This is a genomic window from Fodinicola feengrottensis (genome assembly GCF_010993775.1).
Taxonomy (GTDB): Bacteria; Actinomycetota; Actinomycetes; order Mycobacteriales; family HKI-0501; genus Fodinicola; species Fodinicola feengrottensis.
Map to the genome: position 1 here is coordinate 74,394 of NZ_WOTO01000002.1, position 21,804 is coordinate 96,197.

Sequence of the window (21,804 nt, forward strand, 5' to 3'; positions counted from 1 at the left end):
GTTAACCTCCCAAACATTGAGCCCAGAAATGAATGCCGATGAGTGTGGACGTACACATGACTGATATTCGAGTGGGCCTGGTCGGCCTGGATCACTGGTATTCGGCGATTCCGCTGGCTGAGGGCATCGGTGGCCGGGACGGCGTGCGGCTGGTCGGCATCGCCGACGCGGAACCAGCACGGGCGAGTGAGCTCGCCACTCGGTGCGGGGTTGACCTGGTGGACAAAGATTGGCGTGCACTGGTCGAAGATCCGACCGTCGACGCGATCATCAGCCTGGTCAGCCCGGACCGCAATGCCGAGGTCTGCCGAACCGCCGCTGAGGCCGGAAAGCACATCATCTCCAACAAACCACTGGCTCGTACGGTGGCCGAGGCGACGATGGTCGTGGCGGCGGTCCGGCGGGCCGGGGTTCGGTTCCTGCCGGCTGAGTCGCGGATGCGGCTCGGCCCGCGCAGCCAGTTTCTCAAGCGCTGGATCGAACAGGGCCGGCTCGGCCGGTTGTTAAGCGCCTCGCTGTCGATTTGGGCGGGGTTGCCGCGGCGCTGGCCGGACGACCCGGATCCAGGGTGGTTTGTCGATCCGGGCCGGACCGCCGGCGGCGGTTGGATCGACCATGCGGTCTATCAAGTCGACATGCTCCGGTGGCTGCTCGGTGAGGAAATCGTTGCGGTGACTGGACAAACCGCCAACCTGGCCTATCCAGAGCTGGCCGTGGAGGACTACGGGGTGGCGACGGTGACGTTCGCGGGCGGCGCGGTGGCCACCCTGGAAGACACCTGGACAGCTCCCGGCGCCGGATTTCAGTCCAGCGGAACCTATGTTGGCAGTGACGGCGTCTACCGAATGGACGGGATCAGTGACCGCAGCCTGATTCTGGCGGACTTTCCGCCGCTGCAGGGATGGGTGCAAACAGCCCTCCCGGGGCACCACGATCAGGCTGCCGATATCGATCACTGGACGGCGTCGATTCGGGACGAGGTCGAGCCCGTCGCCACCGTCGAGGACGCGTGGCACAATCTCGCTTCCTGCCTGGCTTTCTACGAGTCGGTGCGGACCGGTCGTACGATCGAGCCGGAAGTGGCGCCGTGTGGTAGCCGGGCAGCCGCTGCGGCTGGGCATTCTGGGTGCCGGCACGATCGCGACCGTCAGCGTCGGCGTGCTGCCGAACCTGGCCCAGATCTCGGACAAGGTGACGCCGGTGGCGATCGCCGATCCGGTGCTGGAGCGAGCACGGTCGGTGGCTGACACGTACGGCATCCCGAAGGCTTTTGGGACGCTGGAGGAAATGCTCGACGGTGCTGAACTGGACGCGGTCATCAACCTGACGCCGATCCCGGTGCACGGCGAGACCTGCCGCAAAATCCTGTCTGCCGGAAAGCACCTTGCCACCGAAAAGCCGCTGGCCACCACCATGGCGGACGCGAACGACATCTGCGATCTGGCCGCCCAACGTGGCCTGACCGTGGTGTGCGCGCCGTACAACATGCTGTACCCAGACCGGATGCAGGCCCGCCGGCTGATTCGGCACGGCGCGATCGGAAAAGTGGCGTTCGCGCGGGTACGGTCATCGCACGGCGGGCCGGCTTCGGGAAACTGGCCGCTGGACCCTACGTGGTTTTACCAAAAGGGATCCGGCCCGCTGTATGACATGGGCGTGTACGGCATTCACGAAATCACCGGGCTGCTCGGCCCCGCCAAGCGGGTGGTGGCTTTCGCGGGCATCACCGAGCCGGTCCGGACCGTACGTGGCGGTCCCTTCAAGGGCAAGAAAATCGAGGTGACCGCGGATGACAACGTGCTGATGATGCTGGACTTCGGTGCGTCGACCTTCGCGGTGGTGGACGGCACCTTCAACGTGAACGCGGCGCGCGGCCCGAAAGTGGAGATCTACGGCCGCGAGGGCACGATCAACATCGCGGGCGCGCCCTACGGCGGTGAAGGTCCGCCGCTGGAGATCTTCCAGCTGGACGCGGTGCCCGGACTCGGCGGCTGGATCACCCCGACCCTGCGCGAGGTTGAGGCGCAGACGCAGCGCGCTTTCGGCCTGCACAGGGCGATCCTGGCCGATCACCTGGCGGACTGTGTGGCCACCGGCGAAACTCCGATGCTCAACGTCGACCATGCCCGGCACATCCTGGAAATCATGCTGATGGCCGAGGAGTCCAGCCGGACCGGCCAAGCCGTCCCACTGACCACCACCTTCGAGCTGCCGGATCGTGAGGAGTGACGCCGATCGCAGTGCAGCTCTACACCGTTCGGGAGCAGGCGGCGAAGGATCTTCCCCGGGTGCTGCGGAGCATCAGCGAGCTCGGATTCGTCGGGGTCGAACTCTACGGTCGGTTCGATATCGCCCCGGCTGACCTCAAAAAGGTGATGCGCGACCTGGGGTTGCGTTTTACCAGTGCTCACGTGCCTTTCCCGTCCGGTCGGGAGGCCAGCAGGATTTTGGACGAGCAAGCCGAGCTGGGGGTGCCGGCGATCGCCTGGAGCCTGGAACCGGAGGAATTCCGTACGACGGACGCCATCGCGCGGGGAGTCGACCGAGTGAACGAGGGTGCCGTCAACGCGCGGGACTACGGGATCCGGTTGGCGTACCACAATCACGAGGCCGAATTTTCGAATACCTTCAACGGCCTGACCGCCCATCAGATTCTGCTGGATCTGGTGGAACCAGATGTGTTGGTGGAACTGGACCTTTACTGGGCCGCGGTCGGTGGCGCGGATCCGGCCGAAGTGTTGCGAGATTTGGGAGATCGGGTCCCGTTCGTACACGTCAAGGACGGTCCGGGCAAATCCCGCGACGACGTGATGGTCGCGGTGGGCCAGGGCAGCCTGGATATCGCGGCCGCGTTGACCGCGAATCCGGCCGTACGATGGCACATCGTGGAACTGGACCGGTTCGACGGCGACATATTCGACGCACTACGGGACAGTTATGACTTTTTGGTCGGTGGCGGGTATTCCACCGGACAAGCAGGTTCAGCTACCAGCGATTGACGTGCAGGATGTCGTCGAGCGGTTGGCGACGGGCGGGCTTGAAATCGGTCCCGATGGTGTGGGCGGTCGGGATCAGCGCGGCCTGCCGGACATTGTCCGGAAGTCCCAACAGTGCGGCGATTTCCGTTTCGTAGCTCAGATGTAGGGTAGTCCAAGCGGTGCCGAGCCCACGCGTACGGGCGGCCAGCATGTAACTCCAGGCCGCCGGCAGCACCGAACCCCAGAGTCCGGCCTGATTTCCTTCCGGCAGCTCGCCACCGCGCAGGGTCAGGCACGGCAGCACCAGAACGGGTGCGCGGCCCATGTGTTGGCCGAGGTACGCGACGCTGTCGCCGACGCGGTTCTGCACGGAGGCGCGGTTCGGGTTGTCAGCGAACAGTTTCCCGGCCGCTCCCGGCGAATCCAGGTAGGCGTCGACGGCCTGCCGGTAATAGTCACCGATGGCCGCGCGCTGGTCCGGATCGGTCACCACGACCCACTGCCACCCCTGCACATTGGACCCGCTCGGCGCCTGCAAAGCGATTTCCAGGCATTCGCGGACAACACTCAACTCGACTGGCCGATCGAAGTCCAACCGCTTGCGCACGGAACGAGTGGTGGTCAGGAGTTCCTCAGGAGTCACCGTGTCAGCCTAACGCGCTCTATTCTGGTGCGATGCGCAGGGAAAAGCCCGGTCCCGGGCAGGAGTCGGTGTGGGACTACCCGCGGCCGCCGCGGGCCGAGGTGGTCCGGCGGCGGGCGGTGGTGACGTACGCGGGCACAGTCGTCGCCGACACCGATGACCTCGTACGAGTGCTGGAGACGTCTCATCCGCCCACGTACTACCTGCCGCGGACCGCTTTCGGGGAGCACTTGCGGCCGGCGGACCGGGAGACCTTCTGCGAGTGGAAGGGAGCCGCGCGGTATGTGGACGTGCTGGTCGAAGGCGCGCTGCCGTTGACCGAGGTCGGTTGGTGGTATCCGAGCCCAGATCCGCGCTATCCGGCCCTGCTCGACCGGGTCGCCGTCTATGCCGGACGCTTCGACTCGGTCACGCTGGACGGTGCGAAGGTCACTCCGCAGCCGGGGGAGTTCTACGGCGGCTGGATCACCTCGGATGTGGTCGGTCCGTTCAAGGGAGCGCCGGGCACCTGGGGCTGGTAGTCCGCATAAGGTGACTGCCGTGACGGTGACTGTGGTCGGGGTGGGTGCGGACGGCTGGGACGGCCTGTCCCCGTCGGCCCAGGAGGCCATCCGCCGGGCGAAGGTGCTGATGGGCAGCGAGCGCCAGTTGGCCTTGGTGCCTGACACCGCCGCCGAGCGAGTCCGCTGGCCGTCGCCGATGCTGCCCGCGCTGCCGGCACTTATGGCCGCCCATCCGGATGCTTGTGTGTTGGCCAGCGGGGACCCGATGTTCTACGGGATCGGTGCGACGCTCGTACGACTGCTGGGGCCGGAGAACGTGACGGTGGTGCCGCATCCGTCGTCACTGTCGCTGGCTTGCGCTGGACTCGGGTGGGCGTTGGATGAGGTCGCGGTGGTCAGCGCGGTCGGTCGGTCGGTGGCGGCTGTGCATCCGGAGGTGCAGCCGGGACGCAAGGTGCTGGTGTTGAGCGCCGATGCCCGTACGCCCGCGGAAGTCGCCGCGCTGCTGACCGCTCGCGGCTACGGCGACAGCCGGTTGTGGGTGCTTGAACAGCTTGCCGGACCAGCTCGGCGTACGCTCGAAGGCAGGGCCGCTAGCTGGGAAAACGCCGTGGTCGACGGGCTCAATGTGGTGGCGGTCGAATGCGATCGCGAAGGGCCGGTGCTGGCGCGTACGCCCGGACTGCCCGATGACGCGTACGACCATGACGGGCAGCTGACCAAACGGGAGATCCGGGCGGTGACGCTGGCGCGGCTGGCGCCGGTGCCGGGGCAGTTGCTCTGGGACGTGGGCGCTGGCGCCGGCAGCATCGGCATCGAGTGGATGCGGCACCACCGGTCGTGCCGGGCGGTCGCGGTCGAAAGCGATCCCGAGCGGGCCGCGCGGATCGGTCGCAACGCCGAAGCGCTCGGCGTGCCCGGGCTCACGATCGTGGTGGGGGCTGCTCCAGAAGCGCTTCACCACCTTGAAACGACGACCGGACGCGGTGTTCGTCGGCGGCGGGGGCGACGGTGCCCGGCGTGGTCGAGATCTGCTGGCAGGCTCTGCTGCCTGGCGGTCGGCTGGTGGTCAACACGGTGACGGTCGAGTCCGAAGGCGTGGTGGCTGGCTGGCACCAGCGCCTGGGTGGCGAGCTCGTCCGGATCGCGATCAATCGAGCCGGGCCGCTCGGCGGGTTCACCGGATGGCGGCCGCAGCTGCCGGTGACGCAATGGGCCATCACGAAAGGGACAGCGTGACCGTACATTTCATCGGTGCCGGACCCGGCGCGGCGGACCTCATCACGGTCCGCGGCCAGGCGCTGATCGCGGCTTCGCCGGTGTGCCTGTACGCCGGCAGCCTGGTCCCGACCGAGTTGCTGGCATGGTGTCCACCGGGGGCGCGGCTGGTCGACACCGCCGATCTCACGCTGGATCAGATCGTCGCCGAAATGGTGTCCGCCGACACGTCCGGCTCGGATGTGGCGCGACTGTGTTCGGGTGATCCGTCGATTTTCAGCGCGGTCGCCGAGCAAGCCCGTCGGCTGGACGCGGCTGGCGTCGCGTACGACATCACGCCCGGCGTAGCTGCCTTTTCGGCCGCGGCCGCGTCTTTAGGACGAGAGTTCACCGTGCCGGGAGTGGGACAGACGGTGATTCTGACCCGTACGTCCGCGCGGGCCACGCCCATGCCCGCGGGCGAGGATTTGGCTACCCTCGGCCAAAGTCAGGCCACCATGGTGGTGCATTTGGCGGTCCAACGGATCGATCAGCTGGTCGCCGAACTCACCCCGAACTACGGCACCGATTGCCCGGTGGCCGTGGTCGCGATGGCGAGCCGCCCGGACGAGGTGATTTTGCGCGGAACGTTGGCGGATATCGCCGCGCAGGTGCACGAGGCCGGCATCAAACGTACGGCTGTCGTCATCGTCGGCCAGACCCTCACCGCCGCTTCTTTCCCCGACAGCCACCTGTATTCCGCCGCTCGCGTCGTACTTTCTGATGGGTTAGGTCCTAGGCAGTGTCTGGTTATTCCGCCGGGCGATAGCCGAGCCCAGAAGCCGGCTGCAGGCACCGTGGGAAAGCCCCCATAGCGCTGCTATGAAGGCTTCCCCACGGCACCAGCAGCCAACTTCTGGATCTCGACTCTCATCCCCCCGGAATAACCAGACACTGCCTAGGCGCGGCCGACGATGGTGCCGGCGCGGTCGATCACGACGATGTCGACGGTGACGGGCGCTCCGCGGAGGACCTCGAGGGCGGTCGTGAGCGCGCGTGCTGCGATGAGGTCGCCGAGGGGGAGGTTGGCGGCTTGGCAGAGGTGGAGGGCGGCGAGGGCGGTGTTGGCCGTACGCACCTGTTCGACCAGTGCGGGAGAACCGCCGGCGAGGGCGGTGAGGGTGGCGAGCAGGTCAGGGTTCACTTGCGAGCGGCCGGAATGCAGGTCGAGGTGGCCGTCGGCGAGTTTGGAGAGTTTGCCGATTCCGCCGGCGACGGGTGAGCCGCGGCACCGGATGTCGGCGCAGGTATTTCAGTACGGCGCCAGCGAAATCTCCCATGTCGAGCAGAGCGTCAGCGGGTAGGTCATAAAGAGCGGCGGCGACCTGCTCGGACGTGCTGCCAGTGCAGCCGGCGACATGCTGGTGGCCGGCGGCGCGGGCCACGTCGATGCCGCGCCGGATGCTGTCGATCCAGGCCGAGCACGAGTACGGGACGACGATCCCGGTAGTGCCCAGGATCGACAGGCCACCGAGGATGCCGAGTCGTGGATTCCAGGTCTTTCGGGCGATTTCCTCGCCGTTTTCGATCGCTACCTCGACAACGACGTCACCGGAGCCGCCATGCAGTGCTGCGCGACCGCGGCGAGGTGTTCGGTGATCATTCGGCGCGGCACCGGGTTGATGGCCGGTTCCCCGACCGGCAGCGGGAGGCCCGGTTTGGTCACCGTGCCGACGCCCGGGCCGGCGACGAAGGTAATGCCAGCGCCGCCGGGGCGTACGGTCACGCTGATCACCGCGCCATGCGTCACGTCGGGGTCGTCGCCGGCGTCCTTCACGATCGCCGCGGTGGCCGCGCCGATCCGCAGCGATTCACGGGTGAGCGCGAAGGTGGGCCGCTGGCCGCGCGGCAGGGTGATCTGGACCGGGTCGGGGAAATCGCCGGTGAGCAGCGCCGTGTAAGCGGCGGTCGCGGCGGCGGTCGCACACGCGCCGGTCGTCCAGCCATAGCGCAGGCCCGTCGCTTTCATATCCTTGTACGGTATGACCAGGGGTGATGCGGTGAGAGCGCGGGTCCTGTTGCTCGGTGGCACCGGCGAGGCGCGCCGGCTCGCGGCCGCGCTGGAGCACCATCCCAGAGTCGAGGCGATCTCATCGTTGGCCGGTCGGGTGCGGGAGCCGGCGCGGCCCGCCGGCGCGGTCCGGATCGGCGGCTTCGGTGGCGTCGAAGGCCTGTTGGATTGGCTGCGTACGAACGAAATCGCGGCGGTCATCGATGCCACCCATCCCTTCGCCAGCACCATGACCCGGTCGGCCGCGGCGGCGACTGAGCGGCTCGCCCTGCCGTACGTGGTGCTGCAACGGCCCGGGTGGGAGCCGCGCGACGGCGATGACTGGCACTGGGTGGACCGGGTCGGCGACCTGCCGGTGCCGGGGGAGCGGGTGTTCCTGACCACCGGCCGGACCGATGCGGCGGCCTTCGCGGCCAGCGACCGATGGTTCCTGCTGCGGTCGGTGGACCCGCCGGAGCCCCCGCTGCCGGCCCGGCTGACCGTGCTCCTGAATCGTGGACCGTACCCAGTGGACGGTGAGCTGGCGCTGCTGCGCGAACACCGGATCGACTTGCTGGTGACCAAAAACAGCGGTGGTCAGCAGACTGCGGCCAAGCTGACGGCGGCCCGCGAGCTGGGGCTGCCGGTGGTGATCGTACGTCGGCCGAAACTGCCCGCGGTGGCGATCGTCGAGACCGAGGCGCAGGCCGTTGCTTGGCTGGAAAACGTCATTCCGGATAGCGGCGGGGCGTGAAGACGACCGTTTCGCCGCCGCGCTGCACCGCGCGCGTACGGGACGACCCGACGATCAGCAGCGTCCGCATGTCCACATCGGACGATTGCAAATCGGCCAGCCGGACGACTCGTACGCTTTCGCCGGCGCCGCCGACATCGCGGCCGATGACCACCGGCGTGTCCGGATTTCGGTGTTTGAGCAGGACATCCCGGGCCGCGGTGACCTGGTGCGTACGACTGCGGGATCCGGGGTTGTAGATCGCCACCACCAGATCGGCCTCGGCGGCCGCGGCCAGCCGCTGTTCGACCACCGACCAGGGTTTGAGCCGATCGGACAGCGACAACACGCAGTAGTCGTGCCCGAGCGGTGCGCCGATCCGGCTGGCGACCGCCTGGGCGGCGGTGACTCCGGGCAGCACGCGTACCGGTACGCCGGCGAAGTGCGGCTCGCAAGCCACTTCCAGAACCGCTGTGGCCATCGCGAAAACGCCTGGATCGCCGGAGGAAACCACGGCCACCTGGCGACCGCTGGCGGCTAGCTTCAGAGCCACCGCGGCGCGCTCCGCCTCTACCCGGTTGTCGGATGGATGCCTTGTCTGGTGCGGATTCGGTGGCACTCGATCGAGATAAGGTCCGTATCCGACCAAATCGTCGGCCTCGGCCAGCGCGGCTCGCGTTTCCGGCGTCAGCCATGGCTGTCCGGCCGGCCCGAGGCCGACCACGACGACCCCTGCTTTCTTTGGTGCTTCGGGACGGCCGCTGGGAAGCAGGGCAAGGGAAAAGTAGGGCACATCCGCCGGATCCACTGTGGACAATGACGCGGTCCGTTGCTGGTCCGTAGTGGCTTTCTCGACGTACCAGGCGTCGTCCAGCCGGCCTGCTGCGGCGAGTGCGGCTCGTACGCCCGCGAAGGTGCGGCCCAGCTTCACAACCGCGGCCGTATCGGTGTCGGCGAGCCGGCGGGCGAGTTCGGCCGGCGGCAAAGTTCCCGGCAGAATGGTCAAAACCTCGTCGCGCTCGGCCAGTGGCCGCCCTAACTCAGCGGCAGCCGCGCTGACCGAGGTCACGCCCGGCACAACTTCGGTGGGGTAGCGATCGGCGAGCCGTTTGTGCATGTGCAGGTAAGAACCGTAGAAGAACGGGTCGCCCTCGCAGAGCACGACGACATCGCGGCCGGCGTCGAGGTGGGTGGCCAGCCGAGCCGCCGCGGCCGTGTAGAACTCGTCGATCGCGCCTTGATAACCACCTGGATGGTCGGTCGTCTCGGTGGTCACCGGATAGACGAGTTTTTTCCTCGATCTGGCCGGCGCGTACGTACGGCTCGGCTATCCGCCGCGCGATGCTCCGGCCGTGCCGGGCGCAGTGGTAGGCGATCACGTCGGCGGCGCCGACTAACCGGGCTGCCTTGACCGTCACCAGCTCCGGATCGCCCGGCCCGAGGCCCACGCCGTAGAGCCGGCCGGCCGGTTTTCGTTCTGCCACGGAAGGAAATCACTCCTGTTCGGTTGCGAGGGCGTTGACCGCGGCCACCGCCATCGCGCTGCCGCCACGGCGACCGTGGACGACGACGATGTGTGCCAGGCCGCTCGGATGTTCGGCGAGTGCGCGCTTCGACTCGGCCGCACCGACGAAACCGACCGGCAGGCCGAGCACCGCGGCGGGCCGGCCAGCGCCCTCCTCGATCATTTCCAGCAGCCGGAACAGCGCGGTCGGCGCGTTGCCGATCGCCACCAGCGAGCCTTCCAGCCGGTCTCGCCACAGCTCCAAGGCAGCAGCACTCCGGGTCGTACCCAGGTGTGCGGCCAGTTCTGGGACCCGCGGATCGGTCAAGGTGCAGATAACCTCGTTGCTGGCCGGCAACCGGCGGCGGGTGATGCCACTGGCCACCATCGCCGCGTCACAAAGGATCGGCGCGCCGGCTCGCAGTGCTGTCCGAGCGGCCTTGCCCGCATCTGGTGACCAGGCCAAATCCGCCACCAGGTCAGTCATGCCGCAAGCGTGGATCATCCGTACGGCGACCTTCTCCAGCTCAGCCGGCAGATGGCTGAGATCCGCCTCGGCGCGGATGGTCGCGAAGGACCGCCGGTAGATTTCCGGCCCGTCCTTGAGGTAGTCGATCATCGAACCGCCCTGATTACCTGTGCTGCGACACCGACACCGACACCTTCGCTTCGCATCTGTCCGTCGACGGTCACGTGGTAGCCCAAGTCGGTCGCCACCACGTCCACCAGCGAACCCGCCGGCCGGCCACATCGTCGGGCACAACCCGACCAGTGCACCGGTCGCCGGCCCGGCGCCAACGCCTTCGCGGCATCGGTGCGTACGTCCGCCAGCGCCTGCGCGCACCGCGGCTTTCCGGCGCAGGCCGTCACGCCCAACCAAGGTGAATCCGGGTCGGTGATCAGGCCGGCCGTGGTCCGAATGCGGCCGCGGAACGCGACGCTTCGCCAAGGTGTGACGCGAAACTCGTCGGCGGCACTGATCAGCGTGGCACCTGTTCGGCGTCGAGGCGGCCCAGCGGCACACCGACGACCGACACGCCGTCGTACGCGCCAACGGGGGTTGGCTGGCGGCCGCTGAGGCGCGGCATCGAGGCTGGTGGGCGGCCCATCCGGCGGCCGATCGCAGCCGGACCATCGGCCAGTTCGGCCAGCCGCCACGCTGTCGAGCCCTGTGCGGCTCGCTCGGCCAGGAACGCCTCAGCCGCGCCACGTACGACATCGACGGCCTGGTCCGGGCGTACCCGCAGGCCGGTGTCCAGGCCAGCGAGTACGAGCGCGAGCTGGTCGCGGGCGACCGAGAGCAGCCCGATGTCCGCGCCCAGCCCGATCACATCGCGGCGTCCGTCGTCCACGACGAGCAGGAACCGGCCCGGCAGCTCGGCCAGGCCAGCCGTGTCACACAGCACCGTGTCGAGCATGCTGACCAGCGGAAATATGTCCAGCAAACCCTGGCCATCCCACCCGCTGAGCGGGCTGGCGATGATGTTTCGTACCCGCTCGTGGGACTCGGACGGCAGCAGGCCGGCGGCGCCGGCCAGCCTTTCGGCGAGGTCACCCCGCGCCGGCCAGCCCCCGGACCTGCACGTTTGCGCGCGAAGTCAACTCGAGAGTGCCGTCGCCCAGCTCGACCGCCGCATCGCGGAGCAAGGCAAGCTGCGCGGCGCTCAGGCGGCCGCCCGGGACCCGTACGCGAGCGAGGCCGCCGTCCGCGGCGGCATGCAGTCGGAGCGCTCCCGGACACCGGTCGACGGCGCCGTCACGCGAGGCAAGGGCGGACACCTGCCGGATACTACGTGCCCGGTCCGGCCTGTCGTCGCTCCCTGACTGACCGGTTAGAGTTTGGCGGTCAGGCCCAACTTCATACCGCCACCACAGCGACGACGGTGCAGGAAGCCGGTGCGAATCCGGCGCGGTCCCGCCACTGTCATCAGGTCAGCTTCAGCTGACCCGTGAGCCAGGAACTGGCCGCCGTCGCTCTCTCGACCCGGGGCGCGGACCCCGAGGGAGGATCCGCGATGTCCAGCGCCCGCGGCCAGATCTTGCTGCTCTCCACGTCGGATACGGACCTGCTGTCGGCGCGCGCGGCCGCCGTTGGCTACCGGCTGGCGAACCCGGCCCGTACGACCGTTGACGACCTGCCGGCGCTGCTGGCCGGCGTGCGGCTGGTGGTCGTCCGCATTCTGGGCGGCCGGCGGGCCTGGGAGGACGGCCTGGACCACCTGCTGGCCGGATCGCTGCCGGTGGTCGTGTTGAGCGGCGAGCAAACGCCGGACGCCGAGCTGATGGAGCTCTCGACCGTCCCCATCGGCGTGGCCGCCGAGGCGCATGCGTACTTGGCGCATGGTGGTCCCGGCAACCTCGCGAACCTGCACCACTTTTTGTCAGACACGATTTTGTTGACTGGCTTTGGTTTCGTGGCTCCGGAACCGATGCCGCTGTGGGGCGAGCTGGAGCGTACGAGCAACGGCTCCGGCCGGTGGTGGGTGTGCTCTACTACTACCGCGCGCACCACGTGGCCGGGAACACCGCTTTCGTGGAGGCGCTGTCCAGCGCGATAGAGGATGCCGGTGGGCAGGCTTTGCCGCTGTACTGCGCGTCTTTGCGGACCGCGCCACCGGAAATGCTCGCTGTCCTGCGTAAAGTCGACACGCTGGTGGTGACTGTACTGGCAGCTGGCGGAAGTACGCCGGCGGCGGTGACGGCCGGCGGCGAAGATGACGCCTGGGATGTCGGCGCCCTCGCCGAGTTGGACATTCCGATTCTGCAGGGCCTTTGCCTGACCAGCGACCGGGCCACCTGGGCGGAGAACGACAGCGGCCTGTCGCCCATGGACGTGGCTACTCAGGTCGCGGTGCCGGAGTTCGACGGGCGGCTGATCACCGTCCCGTTTTCCTTCAAGGAGACCGATGCGGACGGCCTGACGCATTATGTGGCCGATCCGGAGCGGGCCGCGCGGGTGGCCGGCATCGCGGTCGGGCACGCCCGGCTGCGCCATCTGCTGCCGGCGGCTTCGCGCAAGGTCGTACTGATGTTGTCGGCCTATCCCACCAAACACGCGCGCATTGGCAACGCGGTCGGCCTCGACACACCGGCCAGCGTGGTACGGCTGCTGGGAAAAAAAGATGCGGTCGGCCGGGTACGACTTGGGAGACGGGTTTCCGGGCTTGGCGGCCCAGGACGGCGACGCGCTGATGCATGCGCTGATCGCGGCCGGCGGCCAGGATCCGGACTGGCTGACCGAAGAGCAGTTGTCCGGCAACCCGATCCGGATCGCTGCTGAGGTTTATGGCTCCTGGTACGCGACTTTGCCCGCCCAGCTAAGGCAAAGGATCGAGGAGCACTGGGGTCCGCCGCCAGGCCAGCTTTACGTGGACACCACCGGTGAAATCGTGCTGGCCGGCCTGCGCGCTGGCAACGTGGTCGTCATGGTGCAGCCGCCGCGTGGGTTCGGCGCGAATCCCATCGCGATTTACCACGATCCCGACCTGCCCCCAACGACCACTACCTCGCCGCGTATCGTTGGCTGGCCGAGGAATTCGGCGCGGATGCGATGGTGCATGTTGGCAAGCACGGAAATCTCGAGTGGCTGCCCGGAAAAAACTGTCGGAATGTCCGCTTCCTGTGGCCCGGACGCGGCTTTGGGCAACCTGCCGCTGATCTATCCGTTCCTGGTCAACGATCCGGGCGAAGGCACCCAGGCCAAACGGCGGGCGCATGCCACCCTGGTCGACCATCTGGTGCCGCCGATGGCCCGCGCGGAAAGCTACGGAGACCTCGCCCGGCTGGAACAACTTCTGGACGAGCACGCGAATATCGCCGCGATGGACCCGGCGAAACTGCCGGCCATCCGGGCGCAGATCTGGACGCTCATCCAGGCCGCCAAACTCGACCATGACCTCGGTCTCGACGATCGGCCGCATGACGCCGAGTTCGACGACTTCCTGCTGCATGTCGACGGCTGGCTGTGCGAGGTCAAGGACGCGCAGATTCGGGACGGGCTGCACGTTCTCGGGGCTGCGCCGAGCGGGCCGGGCCGGGTCAACCTCGTCCTCGCGATGCTGCGGGCGCAGCAGATCTGGGGCGGCCGGCAGACCCTGCCCGGACTCCGCGAGGCGCTCGGCCTCGCCGAGGACGGGTCAGCCGCGCGGGTCAGCGTGGATGAGCACGAAAACACCGCACGCGCGCTCGTCGAGGCGATGGAAGACCGCGCTTGGGATGCGACCGCGGCAATGGAGACAGTCCACGCCGTTCTCGGTCGGCCCGATAAGACCGTGGCCGAGATCCTCACCTTCGCGGCCACCGAGATCGTGCCGCGGCTGGCTCGTACGACCGACGAAATCGACGCTGTGCTGCACGCCCTGGAGGGCGGTTATGTCCCTGCCGGGCCGAGTGGTTCGCCGTTGCGTGGCCTGGTCAATGTGCTGCCCACCGGACGCAACTTCTATTCGGTGGACCCGAAAGCGGTGCCCAGCCGACTTGCTTGGGAGACCGGCCAAGCGCTGGCCGACTCGCTGGTGGCCCGCTATCGCGCGGACACTGGAGAATGGCCTCGCTCGGTGGGTCTGTCGTGTGTGGGGCACCAGCGCGATGCGTACGTCCGGCGACGACATCGCCGAGGTTTTCGCTCTGTTGGGCGTCAGGCCGGTCTGGGACGATGCTTCCCGGCGAGTCACCGGGTTGGCCCCCCTCGACCTGGCTGAGCTTGGCCGGCCGCGAATCGACGTGACCGTGCGGATCAGTGGCTTCTTTCGGGATGCGTTCCCGCACGTGGTGGCAATGGTGGACGACGCCGTCACTTTGGTCGCTGGCCTGCAAGAGTCCGACGAGGACAATTTCGTCCGTGCGCACGTACGCGCCGATGAGGCCGAGCACGGCGATTCCCGGCGGGCCACGCTGCGGGTTTTCGGTTCCAAGCCAGGCACCTATGGCGCCGGCCTGCTGCCTTTGATCGACAGCCGCAATTGGCGTGATAACACCGATCTCGCCGACGTCTACGAAACTTGGGGCGGATATGCGTACGGGCGCGGCGTGGATGGGCGCGCCCGCGCGCGAGGCGATGCGCACGGCGTACAAACGGATCGCGGTGGCGGCGAAGAACACCGACACCCGTGAGCACGATATCGCTGACTCCGACGACTATTTCCAGTATCACGGTGGCATGATCGCCACCGTCCAGGCTCTCACCGGCAAGGCGCCGGCCGCGTACATCGGTGACAGCACTCGCCCGGAGTCGGTCCGTACCCGGTCCCTGGTCGAGGAAACGGCCCGGATTTTCCGCGCCCGGGTGGTGAATCCGCGCTGGATCGCGGCGATGCGACGGCATGGCTACAAAGGTGCGTTTGAGCTGGCTGCGACCGTCGACTACTTGTTCGGCTATGACGCGACCGCGGACGTGGTGCCAGACTGGATGTACGAGCAGTTGGCGGCCACGTACGCGCTGGACCCGGAGAACCAGAAATTCCTGAACGAATCCAATCCGTGGGCGTTGCACGGAATTACCGAGCGGCTGTTGGAAGCGGCAAACCGGCAGATGTGGCGCGAGCCCGATCCGGCGACTCTGCAGGCCCTGCAACAGATTTTCCTGGACACCGAAGGCAACCTCGAGGACGGCGGCCCGTCGAGCTGATCGGTGGTGGCTCGAGACTCGGCGCTGTTGATCTTTACTAGTGAATCACGTTGACCGTGGGACAATGTCCCGCACTCGACGTCGAGTGCGGGACACTATCCCGCACTCACCAACCCACACCACGCCAGTTTCGTAGCCAGGACAGTGATCAGGCGGACTGCGGATAGAGCGCCGCCACCCCGCCGGCCAAACCGGCCTGTACGTGCTGGCTCAGCTCGTCGGCGATGATTTCCGGCTCACCGGAGGCGAGGCCGTCCAACGCGATCTTCGCGATCGATGCGGGATCATGCTTCGGGGCGTCGACCTCGCTGGCCATATCGGTGTCCATATAGCCAACGTGCAACGCGCTGACCTGGGTGTTCTGCTTCGCGAGAGCAGTACGTACAGCGTTGGTCAAAGACCATTCGGCGGACTTGGCGGCTGCGTAGGCGGAGAACTCGGGGATGTTGACCCACGACAGCACGGACAACACGTTGAGTATCGCACTGTGGTCGTGTTTTGCCAGCTCTGGGGCGAAAGCGCGGATCATCGCGAGCGTACCGAAGTAATGGGTGTCCATTTCCAGGCGGATGTCGTCGAGTGAACCGTCGAGCATGCCGGATCCGGTGGCCGAACCGGCGTTGTTGACCAGGATGGAGACACCGGTGGCCGTCTTCGCGGCGGCGGCGACCGACTCCGGGTCGGTGATGTCGAGGCGGACCGGGATGGCACCCGGCAGGTCGATCAAGTCGGGGTTGCGGGCGCCGGCATAGACAGTGACACCGCGTTCGATGAGCTGCTGCGCGAGATGCCGGCCGAGGCCGCGGTTGGCTCCGGTGACGAGCGCGGTGTGTCCAGCGAGTTCCATGGCGGGCTCCCAAGAATATCTGAGTTGGTAGTTCCTACTCAGCCAAGAGGGACGCTAGCAGGCTGGATATGGAAGTGCAAGTCAGGGTAAGGTAGGTCTTGTGGTTACTCCGAAGATGCTGGACTCGGCCTGTTCCATCGAACGCACCCTCGGCGTGCTCGGGGAGCGATGGACATTCCTGATCCTGCGCGAGGCGCTGGCTGGTACGACCAGGTTCGCGCAGTTCCGCGAGGCGCTGGGCGTCGCGCCGGACGTGCTGACGGCCCGGCTCAACACGCTGGTCGACTACGGCGTGATGGCCCGAGAGCCTTATCAGGAACCCGGCAGTCGGCCCCGTGACGCGTACCGCCTCACCGACTCCGGCCGGGAGTTGATCCTGGTGCTGGCCGCCCTGCAACAGTGGGGTGACCTACATCTGCCCTGGCCGGCCGGGCCGAGCATCCAGCGGCGGGTGCGGGCTACCGGACGGCCAGTCCAGGTCGGGTTCGTGGACGAGAACGGCCGCGAGGTGGCGCCCGCCGACACGCGATGATCCGTACGGCCGCGTACCCCAGCTAGTACTAGGCCGACACGCGCGAGATGCTGCGGTCCCAGACTCTCACTACCCCCACATGTAGTATTCCGTCCGTCGATGGTTCGCCGCACCATCCAGGTGAGGCGAGGCAACAGGGAACCCGGTGCGAATCCGGGACTGTCCCGCAGCGGTAAGGGAGAACGACAGCCGTCATCAGCACTGGACGCTTCGGCGTCTGGGAAGCGACGGTCAGTAGGTCCGCCGGTACGCGTACCGGCGGGTGCTCCCGAGTCCGAAGACCTGCCGTCGGTGTGCACACCGTTCCGGTGCCTCGTGGAGGGCGCCCGCGAGCAGCCGCCAGTGGGCGGTCGTTTGCGTTCCCCGCGACAGCGCCGGCAGCAGCCGAGCTCACGAGGGGGAGCCGACATGATGTACGACCGCAGCAGTTCCGCGCCACCTTCACCAGATCCGTAGCTCTTGCCGGATTCCTGATGTCACACCTTCGTCCTTGGGTGCGTTTCAGCGTGCCCATTTACTGCTGTGGAGAATGCGCATGTCCGTTCAGTCCGAAACTCGGCCGACGGCCGGCACCATTTCGGTGATTCGCCGGACCGGTGAGGTTTCCGCCTTTGACTCGACCAAAATCTCGGTCGCGCTGAGCAAGGCCTTCCTGGCCGTGGAAGGCGCCGACGCGACCGGGTCCAGCCGCGTACGGGAGTTGGTCCCCGAGTTGACCACGCAGGTCGAGCTGGCCCTGCTCCGGCACGCCGGCCCGGATCGTCCCTTGCATATCGAACAAATTCAGGATCAGGTCGAGCTGGCGCTGATGCGCGGTGGGCACCACAAGGTCGCCCGCGCGTACGTGCTGTATCGCGAACAACACGCCCTGGCCCGCGTTGAGGCGGAAAAACCGGCACCGGAACCGGCCATCGGGGTCACTCATCAGGACGGCCGCGTCGAGCCGCTGGATACCGACCGGCTGGCACTGGTCGTACGGGAGGCGTGCGCCGGCCTGGATGCGGTGTCGGCGGACACTGTTTTGACCGAGACCAAGCGAAACCTGTATGACGGCATCACCGCTGGTGAGCTCGCGGTCGCGCCGGTGATGGCGGCTCGTACGCTGGTCGAGACCGATCCGCAGTATTCCTTTGTCAGCGCCCGACTGTTGCTCGACAAGCTGCGCGCCGAGGCGCTGTCGTTCCTGGCTGGTGAGCCGCGGATCGCGAGCCATCGGCAGATGACCGAAGGATATGCCAGCTATTTCGGCGATTTCGTGGCCCGTGGCGTCGACCTCGGCCAGCTGGACCCGGAGTTGGCCAAGTTTGACTTGGAAAAGATCGGTGCGGCCTTGGCGGGCTCAGCGGACCTGGAGTTCCAGTTCCTCGGGCTGCAGACGCTGTATGACCGCTATTTGCTGCACAGTGACGGTCACCGGTACGAGCTGCCGCAGGCATTTTTCATGCGAGTCGCGATGGGGTTGGCGCTGCGCGAGGACCACCGCGAGGACCGAGCCATCGAGTTCTATCGGCTGCTTTCTTCCTTTGACTTCATGTGTTCCACGCCGACCTTGTTCAACGCTGGTACGACCCGGCCGCAGCTTTCGTCGTGCTTCCTCACCACCGTCGAGGACGACCTGAGCAGCATCTTCCACGGCATCAGTAACAATGCGTTGCTCTCCAAATACGCCGGTGGGCTGGGCAACGACTGGACTCCGGTCCGCGGCATCGGCGCGCATATTCGCGGCACCAATGGAGAATCGCAGGGTGTCGTGCCGTTCCTCAAGATCGCGAACGACACCGCGGTCGCGGTCAACCAGGGCGGCAAGCGCAAGGGCGCGGTCTGCGCGTATTTGGAGACCTGGCACATCGACATCGAGGAATTCCTCGACCTGCGCAAAAACACTGGCGACGACCGCCGTCGTACCCACGACATGAACACCGCGAACTGGGTGCCGGACGAGTTCATCCGGCGGGTGCGGGCGGACGCCGACTGGACGTTGTTCACCCCCGAACGAGGTGCCCGAGCTGCATGACCTGGTCGGTTTGGCGTTCGCGGAGCGCTATCGCCAGTACGAGGCGGCTGCGGACCGTGGCGAGATCAGAGTCTTCCGTCGGGTGAAGGCGAAAGACCTGTGGCGGCGGATGCTGACCATGCTGTTCGAGACCGGCCACCCGTGGATCACCTTCAAGGACCCGTGCAACCTGCGGTCCCCGCAGCAGCACATCGGGGTGGTGCACTCTTCCAACCTGTGCACTGAAATCACCCTCAACACCAGCCCGGACGAGGTGGCGGTCTGCAATCTTGGCTCGATCAACCTCGGCCGGCTGGTCGGCCCGGAAGGGGTGGATCACGAGCGGCTGGCCCGTACGGTGCGGACGGCCGTACGGATGCTGGACAACGTCATCGACGTAAACTTCTACACGATCCCGGAGGCTCGCAAGTCCAACCAGCGGCACCGGCCGATCGGCCTCGGCCTGATGGGATTCAGCGACGCGCTGTTCGCCTTGCGCATTCCGATGAGCTCGCCGGAAGCGGTTGAGTTCGCGGACCGCAGCATGGAGGAGATCAGCTACCACGCCATTTCCGCCTCTGCCGACCTCGCCCAGGAGCGGGGAAGCTACCCGTCGTACGAGGGATCGCTGTGGAGCCAGGGAATCCTGCCGATCGACTCGATCGAGCTGCTCGCCGCGCGCGCGCGGTGACGACCTGGACCTGGACCGGGCGCAGACGCTGCAGTGGGACGCAGTGCGCAGCCGCGTACGGAAAGTTGGCATGCGCAACTCGAACGTGATGGCGATCGCGCCGACCGCCACCATCGCCAACATCTGTGGCGTCGGCCAGTCCATCGAACCGCTTTACCGCAACTTGTACGTGAAATCCAACATGTCCGGTGACTTCACCGTCGTCAACGCGGCACTCGTACGCGACCTGAAAGCGCGCGGTTTATGGGACGAGTTGATGATCAGCGACCTGAAGTATTTCGACGGCAGCCTCGGCCCGATCGCTCGAGTGCCGGCTGACCTGAAGACCTTGTACGCCACCGCCTTCGAAATCGACAGCCGCTGGTTGATCGAGGCGGCCGCCCGCCGGCAGAAGTGGATCGACCAGGCGCAGTCACTGAACCTCTATATCGCGCAGGCGAACGGCCGCAAGCTCGACGAGATGTATCAGCACGCGTGGATTCGCGGCCTGAAGACCACCTACTACTTGCGGGCCACCAGCGCGACGCACGTGGAGAAGAGTACTTTGCGCGGTACGGACGGGAAACTCAACGCGGTGGCCGCGACCGTACCGACCGTCCAAGAGCCGTTGGCCTGTTCGATCGAAGACCCCGACTGCGAAGCCTGCCAGTAAGAAAGGCACCACAAGATGACGACAACCACGGACGCCACCGGACTCGGCGCGCGCGATCGAGCGCGGCGGCGCGCGGGTCAGCGTCGACGACAAGGCGATGATCAACTGCCGCGCCGACGTGAACCAGCTACTGCCGCGCTGAAATACCACTGGGCGTGGGAAAAGTATCTGGCCGGCTGCAGCAACCACTGGATGCCGACCGAGGTCTCGATGCAGGCCGACATCGCGCTCTGGCGGTCCCCGAACGGCCTGACTGACGACGAGCGACTGATGATCAAGCGCAATCTCGGCTTTTTCGCCACCTCGGAATCGCTGGTCGCGAACAACATCGTGCTCGCGGTCTACCGGCACCTGACCAACCCCGAATGCCGGCAGTACCTGCTCCGGCAGGCCTTCGAGGAGGCCGTTCACACGCACACTTTCCAGTACGTCTGCGAAAGTCTCGGCCTCGACGAGGGTGAGCTCTTCAACATGTACCGCGAGGTGCCATCGATCACCGACAAGGCGGCCTGGGCACTGGACTACACCCAGCACCTGGAGAACCCGGAGTTCTCCACCGGTACGCCCGAACGCGACCAGGCGTTCCTGCGTGACCTCGTCGCCTTCTACGTGATTTTCGAGGGAATGTGGTTCTACACCGGCTTCGCCCAGATCCTGTCATTGGGCCGGCAGAACAAGATGGTCGGCATCGCCGAGCAGTATCAGTACATCCTCCGGGACGAGTCGATTCACCTGAACTTCGGTATCGACACGATCAACCAGATCAAGATCGAGAACCCGCACCTGTGGAGCGCGGAGTTTCAGGCCGAGGTGCGGACGATGTTGAAGGACGCCTGTGACCTGGAGGTCGCGTACGGGCGGAACACCATGCCGCGCGGGATTCTCGGCATCAACGCCGAGCTTTGCGAGCAGTACATGCATTTCATCACCAACCGCAGGTGCGCGCAGCTGGGTCTGGAACCGGTTTTCGGGCCGGCCGAGAACCCGTTCCCATGGATGTCCGAGGCGATGGATCTGAAGAAGGAGAAAAACTTCTTCGAGACCCGGGTCATCGAGTACCAAACCGGCGGCTCACTGGAGTGGGACTGACCTGGATCAACACCGCAAACCCACTAAAGATGCCAGCACATCCGTACGACGGTGCCGGTCGCGGTCGCGGTCGTACGGATGGACAGGTCGTCGCTGAGCTTGCGCATCAGGATCAGCCCGTGGCCCCGCGCTCCCGGCCGGGCGGCGGGCTGCTCCCAGCGGCCGTGGTCGCTGACCGCGACGGTGACGTGATCGCCGGCCACTTCGGCCTCAAGGAGCAGGTCCGGCCGCAGCGGCGGCAGGGTCCCGTACGCGTGGTCGACGACGTTGGCGAGCGCCTCGTACGACGCGAGGACCAGCGCGTCGATCTGGCCGGACCGAAGATCGGTGGCGGTGGCCCAGGTCAACAGGCGGCGGCGGATCCGGGTGAGCCGGGCTGGGGAAGCCGCTGTCCAGCCCGTCGTCAACCGACCGACGGGCCCGGCGTCGGTGAGTGGGTCGATGGACGTACTCGTCAGAGGCCTTCCGTCGGCGTGGACAACGGTCGCGGAGTGCAGTACCCGCAAGTCGACCTTTTTACACACCTTGCCGCTGGCAGTTTCGGGTCGCGTCGAGCCCCTGACGAGAATCACCTTTCCGCGCGTGCCGCACGCCTTGGGTGTCCTCGTACGACATGTGACCGGCTCGCGTCCGCAAGGCTGCCCCCATGATGCGGACCAGCCGCCGGCGCCGCCTGGTGGGAAGGCTTGGCGGCGATGGCGCTGCTCCTTGCCGGCCTGAGCTTCGGGTAGTGACCGGGACCATGGACGGGCCCCGACTACGCGCT

General features: G+C 66.9%; 20 protein-coding genes, 4 pseudogenes and 2 riboswitches. Of the genes and pseudogenes, 13 read left to right on the forward strand and 11 right to left on the reverse strand.

All coding sequences use genetic code 11. The features are described from left to right. Positions 1–56 precede the first annotated feature (56 nt). Genes GNX96_RS01890 through GNX96_RS01900 form a run of 3 tightly spaced genes read left to right on the forward strand, consistent with a single transcriptional unit; the run spans position 57 to position 2,999 of the window. Complete coding sequence (locus GNX96_RS01890; protein ID WP_163566779.1) at positions 57–1,247, forward strand: Gfo/Idh/MocA family protein; 1,191 nt, start codon at positions 57–59, stop codon at positions 1,245–1,247. After that, on the forward strand, positions 1,159–2,229 hold the full coding sequence (locus tag GNX96_RS01895; RefSeq protein WP_279579088.1) for a Gfo/Idh/MocA family protein: 1,071 nt from the start codon (positions 1,159–1,161) through the stop codon (positions 2,227–2,229). The genes GNX96_RS01890 and GNX96_RS01895 overlap by 89 nt, the downstream gene beginning before the upstream one ends. After that, on the forward strand, positions 2,226–2,999 hold the full coding sequence (locus GNX96_RS01900) for a sugar phosphate isomerase/epimerase family protein (RefSeq protein WP_163566781.1): 774 nt from the start codon (positions 2,226–2,228) through the stop codon (positions 2,997–2,999). Before GNX96_RS01895 ends, GNX96_RS01900 begins: the two co-directional genes overlap by 4 nt. Here the strand turns inward: GNX96_RS01900 and GNX96_RS01905 are convergent. Beyond that, positions 2,986–3,621 (reverse strand): nitroreductase family protein, encoded by a 636-nt coding sequence (locus tag GNX96_RS01905; protein WP_163566782.1) that lies wholly within the window; start codon positions 3,619–3,621, stop codon positions 2,986–2,988. The two genes, GNX96_RS01900 and GNX96_RS01905, sit on opposite strands and share 14 nt — an antisense overlap. Before the next feature lie 32 nt (positions 3,622–3,653). On the opposite strand from GNX96_RS01905, the gene GNX96_RS01910 reads away from it, so the two are divergent. The 3 genes and pseudogenes from GNX96_RS01910 to cobM all read left to right on the forward strand — a co-directional run. Continuing rightward, positions 3,654–4,142 carry a DUF427 domain-containing protein gene (locus tag GNX96_RS01910; RefSeq protein WP_163566783.1) on the forward strand — a complete coding sequence of 163 codons (489 nt, stop codon included), beginning with the start codon at positions 3,654–3,656 and terminating at the stop codon, positions 4,140–4,142. Next, positions 4,096–5,363, forward strand: a pseudogene (gene cbiE, locus GNX96_RS01915) (precorrin-6y C5,15-methyltransferase (decarboxylating) subunit CbiE). The gene GNX96_RS01910 and the pseudogene cbiE overlap by 47 nt, the downstream one beginning before the upstream one ends. Continuing rightward, positions 5,360–6,091, forward strand: a pseudogene (gene cobM / locus GNX96_RS01920) (precorrin-4 C(11)-methyltransferase); the annotation flags it as partial. The pseudogenes cbiE and cobM, both read left to right, overlap by 4 nt. A 188-nt stretch (positions 6,092–6,279) precedes the next feature. On the opposite strand, the gene GNX96_RS47975 reads toward cobM, so the two are convergent. From GNX96_RS47975 to GNX96_RS47985, 3 genes are read right to left on the reverse strand one after another with little or no spacing between them, the layout of a single operon-like run. After that, the gene (locus GNX96_RS47975; RefSeq protein WP_279579089.1) at positions 6,280–6,525 is read right to left on the reverse strand and encodes a hypothetical protein; all 246 of its coding nucleotides are present in this window, start codon (positions 6,523–6,525) and stop codon (positions 6,280–6,282) included. Further along, on the reverse strand, positions 6,515–6,949 hold the full coding sequence (locus GNX96_RS47980) for a cobalt-precorrin-5B (C(1))-methyltransferase (RefSeq protein WP_313885569.1): 435 nt from the start codon (positions 6,947–6,949) through the stop codon (positions 6,515–6,517). Before GNX96_RS47980 ends, GNX96_RS47975 begins: the two co-directional genes overlap by 11 nt. Further along, entirely contained in the window at positions 6,913–7,350 is a 438-nt protein-coding gene (locus GNX96_RS47985) for a cobalt-precorrin-5B (C(1))-methyltransferase (protein WP_279579090.1), read from the reverse strand. The genes GNX96_RS47980 and GNX96_RS47985 overlap by 37 nt, the downstream gene beginning before the upstream one ends. A 31-nt stretch (positions 7,351–7,381) precedes the next feature. Between GNX96_RS47985 and GNX96_RS01930 the strand changes: the two genes are divergently transcribed. Next, entirely contained in the window at positions 7,382–8,125 is a 744-nt protein-coding gene (locus tag GNX96_RS01930) for a cobalt-precorrin-6A reductase (protein ID WP_279579091.1), read from the forward strand. On the opposite strand, the pseudogene GNX96_RS01935 reads toward GNX96_RS01930, so the two are convergent. The 5 genes and pseudogenes from GNX96_RS01935 to GNX96_RS62170 all read right to left on the reverse strand — a co-directional run bounded on the left by GNX96_RS01935 (position 8,100) and on the right by GNX96_RS62170 (position 11,387). Continuing rightward, positions 8,100–9,588, reverse strand: a pseudogene (locus tag GNX96_RS01935) (precorrin-2 C(20)-methyltransferase). The gene GNX96_RS01930 and the pseudogene GNX96_RS01935 overlap by 26 nt on opposite strands. A 9-nt stretch (positions 9,589–9,597) precedes the next feature. Further along, positions 9,598–10,227, reverse strand: a complete 630-nt coding sequence (locus GNX96_RS01940) for a precorrin-8X methylmutase (RefSeq protein WP_163566786.1) — start codon at positions 10,225–10,227, stop codon at positions 9,598–9,600. Continuing rightward, positions 10,224–10,478 (reverse strand): hypothetical protein, encoded by a 255-nt coding sequence (locus GNX96_RS62160; protein ID WP_390623883.1) that lies wholly within the window; start codon positions 10,476–10,478, stop codon positions 10,224–10,226. Before GNX96_RS62160 ends, GNX96_RS01940 begins: the two co-directional genes overlap by 4 nt. 110 nt (positions 10,479–10,588) lie before the next feature. Next, entirely contained in the window at positions 10,589–11,053 is a 465-nt protein-coding gene (locus GNX96_RS62165) for a hypothetical protein (protein WP_390623884.1), read from the reverse strand. Between the two features lie 106 nt (positions 11,054–11,159). After that, a complete protein-coding gene (locus GNX96_RS62170) occupies positions 11,160–11,387 on the reverse strand; it encodes a hypothetical protein (protein WP_390623885.1) in 228 nt (75 codons plus the stop codon). A gap of 85 nt (positions 11,388–11,472) precedes the next feature. Further along, a riboswitch (cobalamin riboswitch) is annotated at positions 11,473–11,592 on the forward strand. 31 nt (positions 11,593–11,623) lie between these two features. On the opposite strand from GNX96_RS62170, the pseudogene cobN reads away from it, so the two are divergent. Further along, positions 11,624–15,234 (forward strand): annotated as a pseudogene (cobN, locus tag GNX96_RS01950) (cobaltochelatase subunit CobN). A gap of 148 nt (positions 15,235–15,382) precedes the next feature. On the opposite strand, the gene GNX96_RS01955 reads toward cobN, so the two are convergent. After that, complete coding sequence (locus tag GNX96_RS01955; protein ID WP_163566787.1) at positions 15,383–16,081, reverse strand: SDR family oxidoreductase; 699 nt, start codon at positions 16,079–16,081, stop codon at positions 15,383–15,385. 115 nt (positions 16,082–16,196) lie between these two features. Between GNX96_RS01955 and GNX96_RS01960 the strand changes: the two genes are divergently transcribed. The 5 genes from GNX96_RS01960 (at position 16,197) to GNX96_RS01970 (ending at position 21,038) form a co-directional block, all read left to right on the forward strand. Further along, entirely contained in the window at positions 16,197–16,613 is a 417-nt protein-coding gene (locus GNX96_RS01960) for a winged helix-turn-helix transcriptional regulator (RefSeq protein WP_163566891.1), read from the forward strand. Between the two features lie 83 nt (positions 16,614–16,696). After that, a riboswitch (cobalamin riboswitch) is annotated at positions 16,697–16,917 on the forward strand. 231 nt (positions 16,918–17,148) lie between these two features. Beyond that, entirely contained in the window at positions 17,149–18,627 is a 1,479-nt protein-coding gene (locus GNX96_RS47990; RefSeq protein ID WP_279579092.1) for a ribonucleotide reductase N-terminal alpha domain-containing protein, read from the forward strand. Continuing rightward, positions 18,611–19,297, forward strand: a complete 687-nt coding sequence (locus GNX96_RS47995; protein ID WP_279579093.1) for a ribonucleoside-diphosphate reductase subunit alpha — start codon at positions 18,611–18,613, stop codon at positions 19,295–19,297. Before GNX96_RS47990 ends, GNX96_RS47995 begins: the two co-directional genes overlap by 17 nt. A 28-nt stretch (positions 19,298–19,325) precedes the next feature. Next, positions 19,326–19,949 carry a ribonucleoside-diphosphate reductase subunit alpha gene (locus GNX96_RS48000; RefSeq protein ID WP_279579183.1) on the forward strand — a complete coding sequence of 208 codons (624 nt, stop codon included), beginning with the start codon at positions 19,326–19,328 and terminating at the stop codon, positions 19,947–19,949. Positions 19,950–19,964: 15 nt separating this feature from the next. Continuing rightward, positions 19,965–21,038, forward strand: a complete 1,074-nt coding sequence (locus tag GNX96_RS01970; protein ID WP_279579094.1) for a ribonucleotide-diphosphate reductase subunit beta — start codon at positions 19,965–19,967, stop codon at positions 21,036–21,038. A 23-nt stretch (positions 21,039–21,061) separates the two neighbouring features. On the opposite strand, the gene GNX96_RS01975 is transcribed toward GNX96_RS01970, so the two are convergent. Further along, a complete protein-coding gene (locus tag GNX96_RS01975) occupies positions 21,062–21,544 on the reverse strand; it encodes an ATP-binding protein (RefSeq protein WP_163566788.1) in 483 nt (160 codons plus the stop codon). Between the last annotated feature and the right edge of the window lie 260 nt (positions 21,545–21,804).

What these genes read in the sequence shown, in the direction of transcription:
- GNX96_RS47985 (WP_279579090.1), bottom strand. Translation starts at nt 7,350, where the DNA reads ATGAAAGCGACGGGCCTGCGCTATGGCTGGACGACCGGCGCGTGTGCG.
- GNX96_RS01970 (WP_279579094.1), top strand. Translation starts at nt 19,965, where the DNA reads ATGACGACAACCACGGACGCCACCGGACTCGGCGCGCGCGATCGAGCG.
- GNX96_RS01955 (WP_163566787.1), bottom strand. Translation starts at nt 16,081, where the DNA reads ATGGAACTCGCTGGACACACCGCGCTCGTCACCGGAGCCAACCGCGGC.
- GNX96_RS01940 (WP_163566786.1), bottom strand. Translation starts at nt 10,227, where the DNA reads ATGATCGACTACCTCAAGGACGGGCCGGAAATCTACCGGCGGTCCTTC.
- GNX96_RS01960 (WP_163566891.1), top strand. Translation starts at nt 16,197, where the DNA reads ATGCTGGACTCGGCCTGTTCCATCGAACGCACCCTCGGCGTGCTCGGG.
- GNX96_RS47990 (WP_279579092.1), top strand. Translation starts at nt 17,149, where the DNA reads ATGTCCGTTCAGTCCGAAACTCGGCCGACGGCCGGCACCATTTCGGTG.
- GNX96_RS01890 (WP_163566779.1), top strand. Translation starts at nt 57, where the DNA reads ATGACTGATATTCGAGTGGGCCTGGTCGGCCTGGATCACTGGTATTCG.
- GNX96_RS01910 (WP_163566783.1), top strand. Translation starts at nt 3,654, where the DNA reads ATGCGCAGGGAAAAGCCCGGTCCCGGGCAGGAGTCGGTGTGGGACTAC.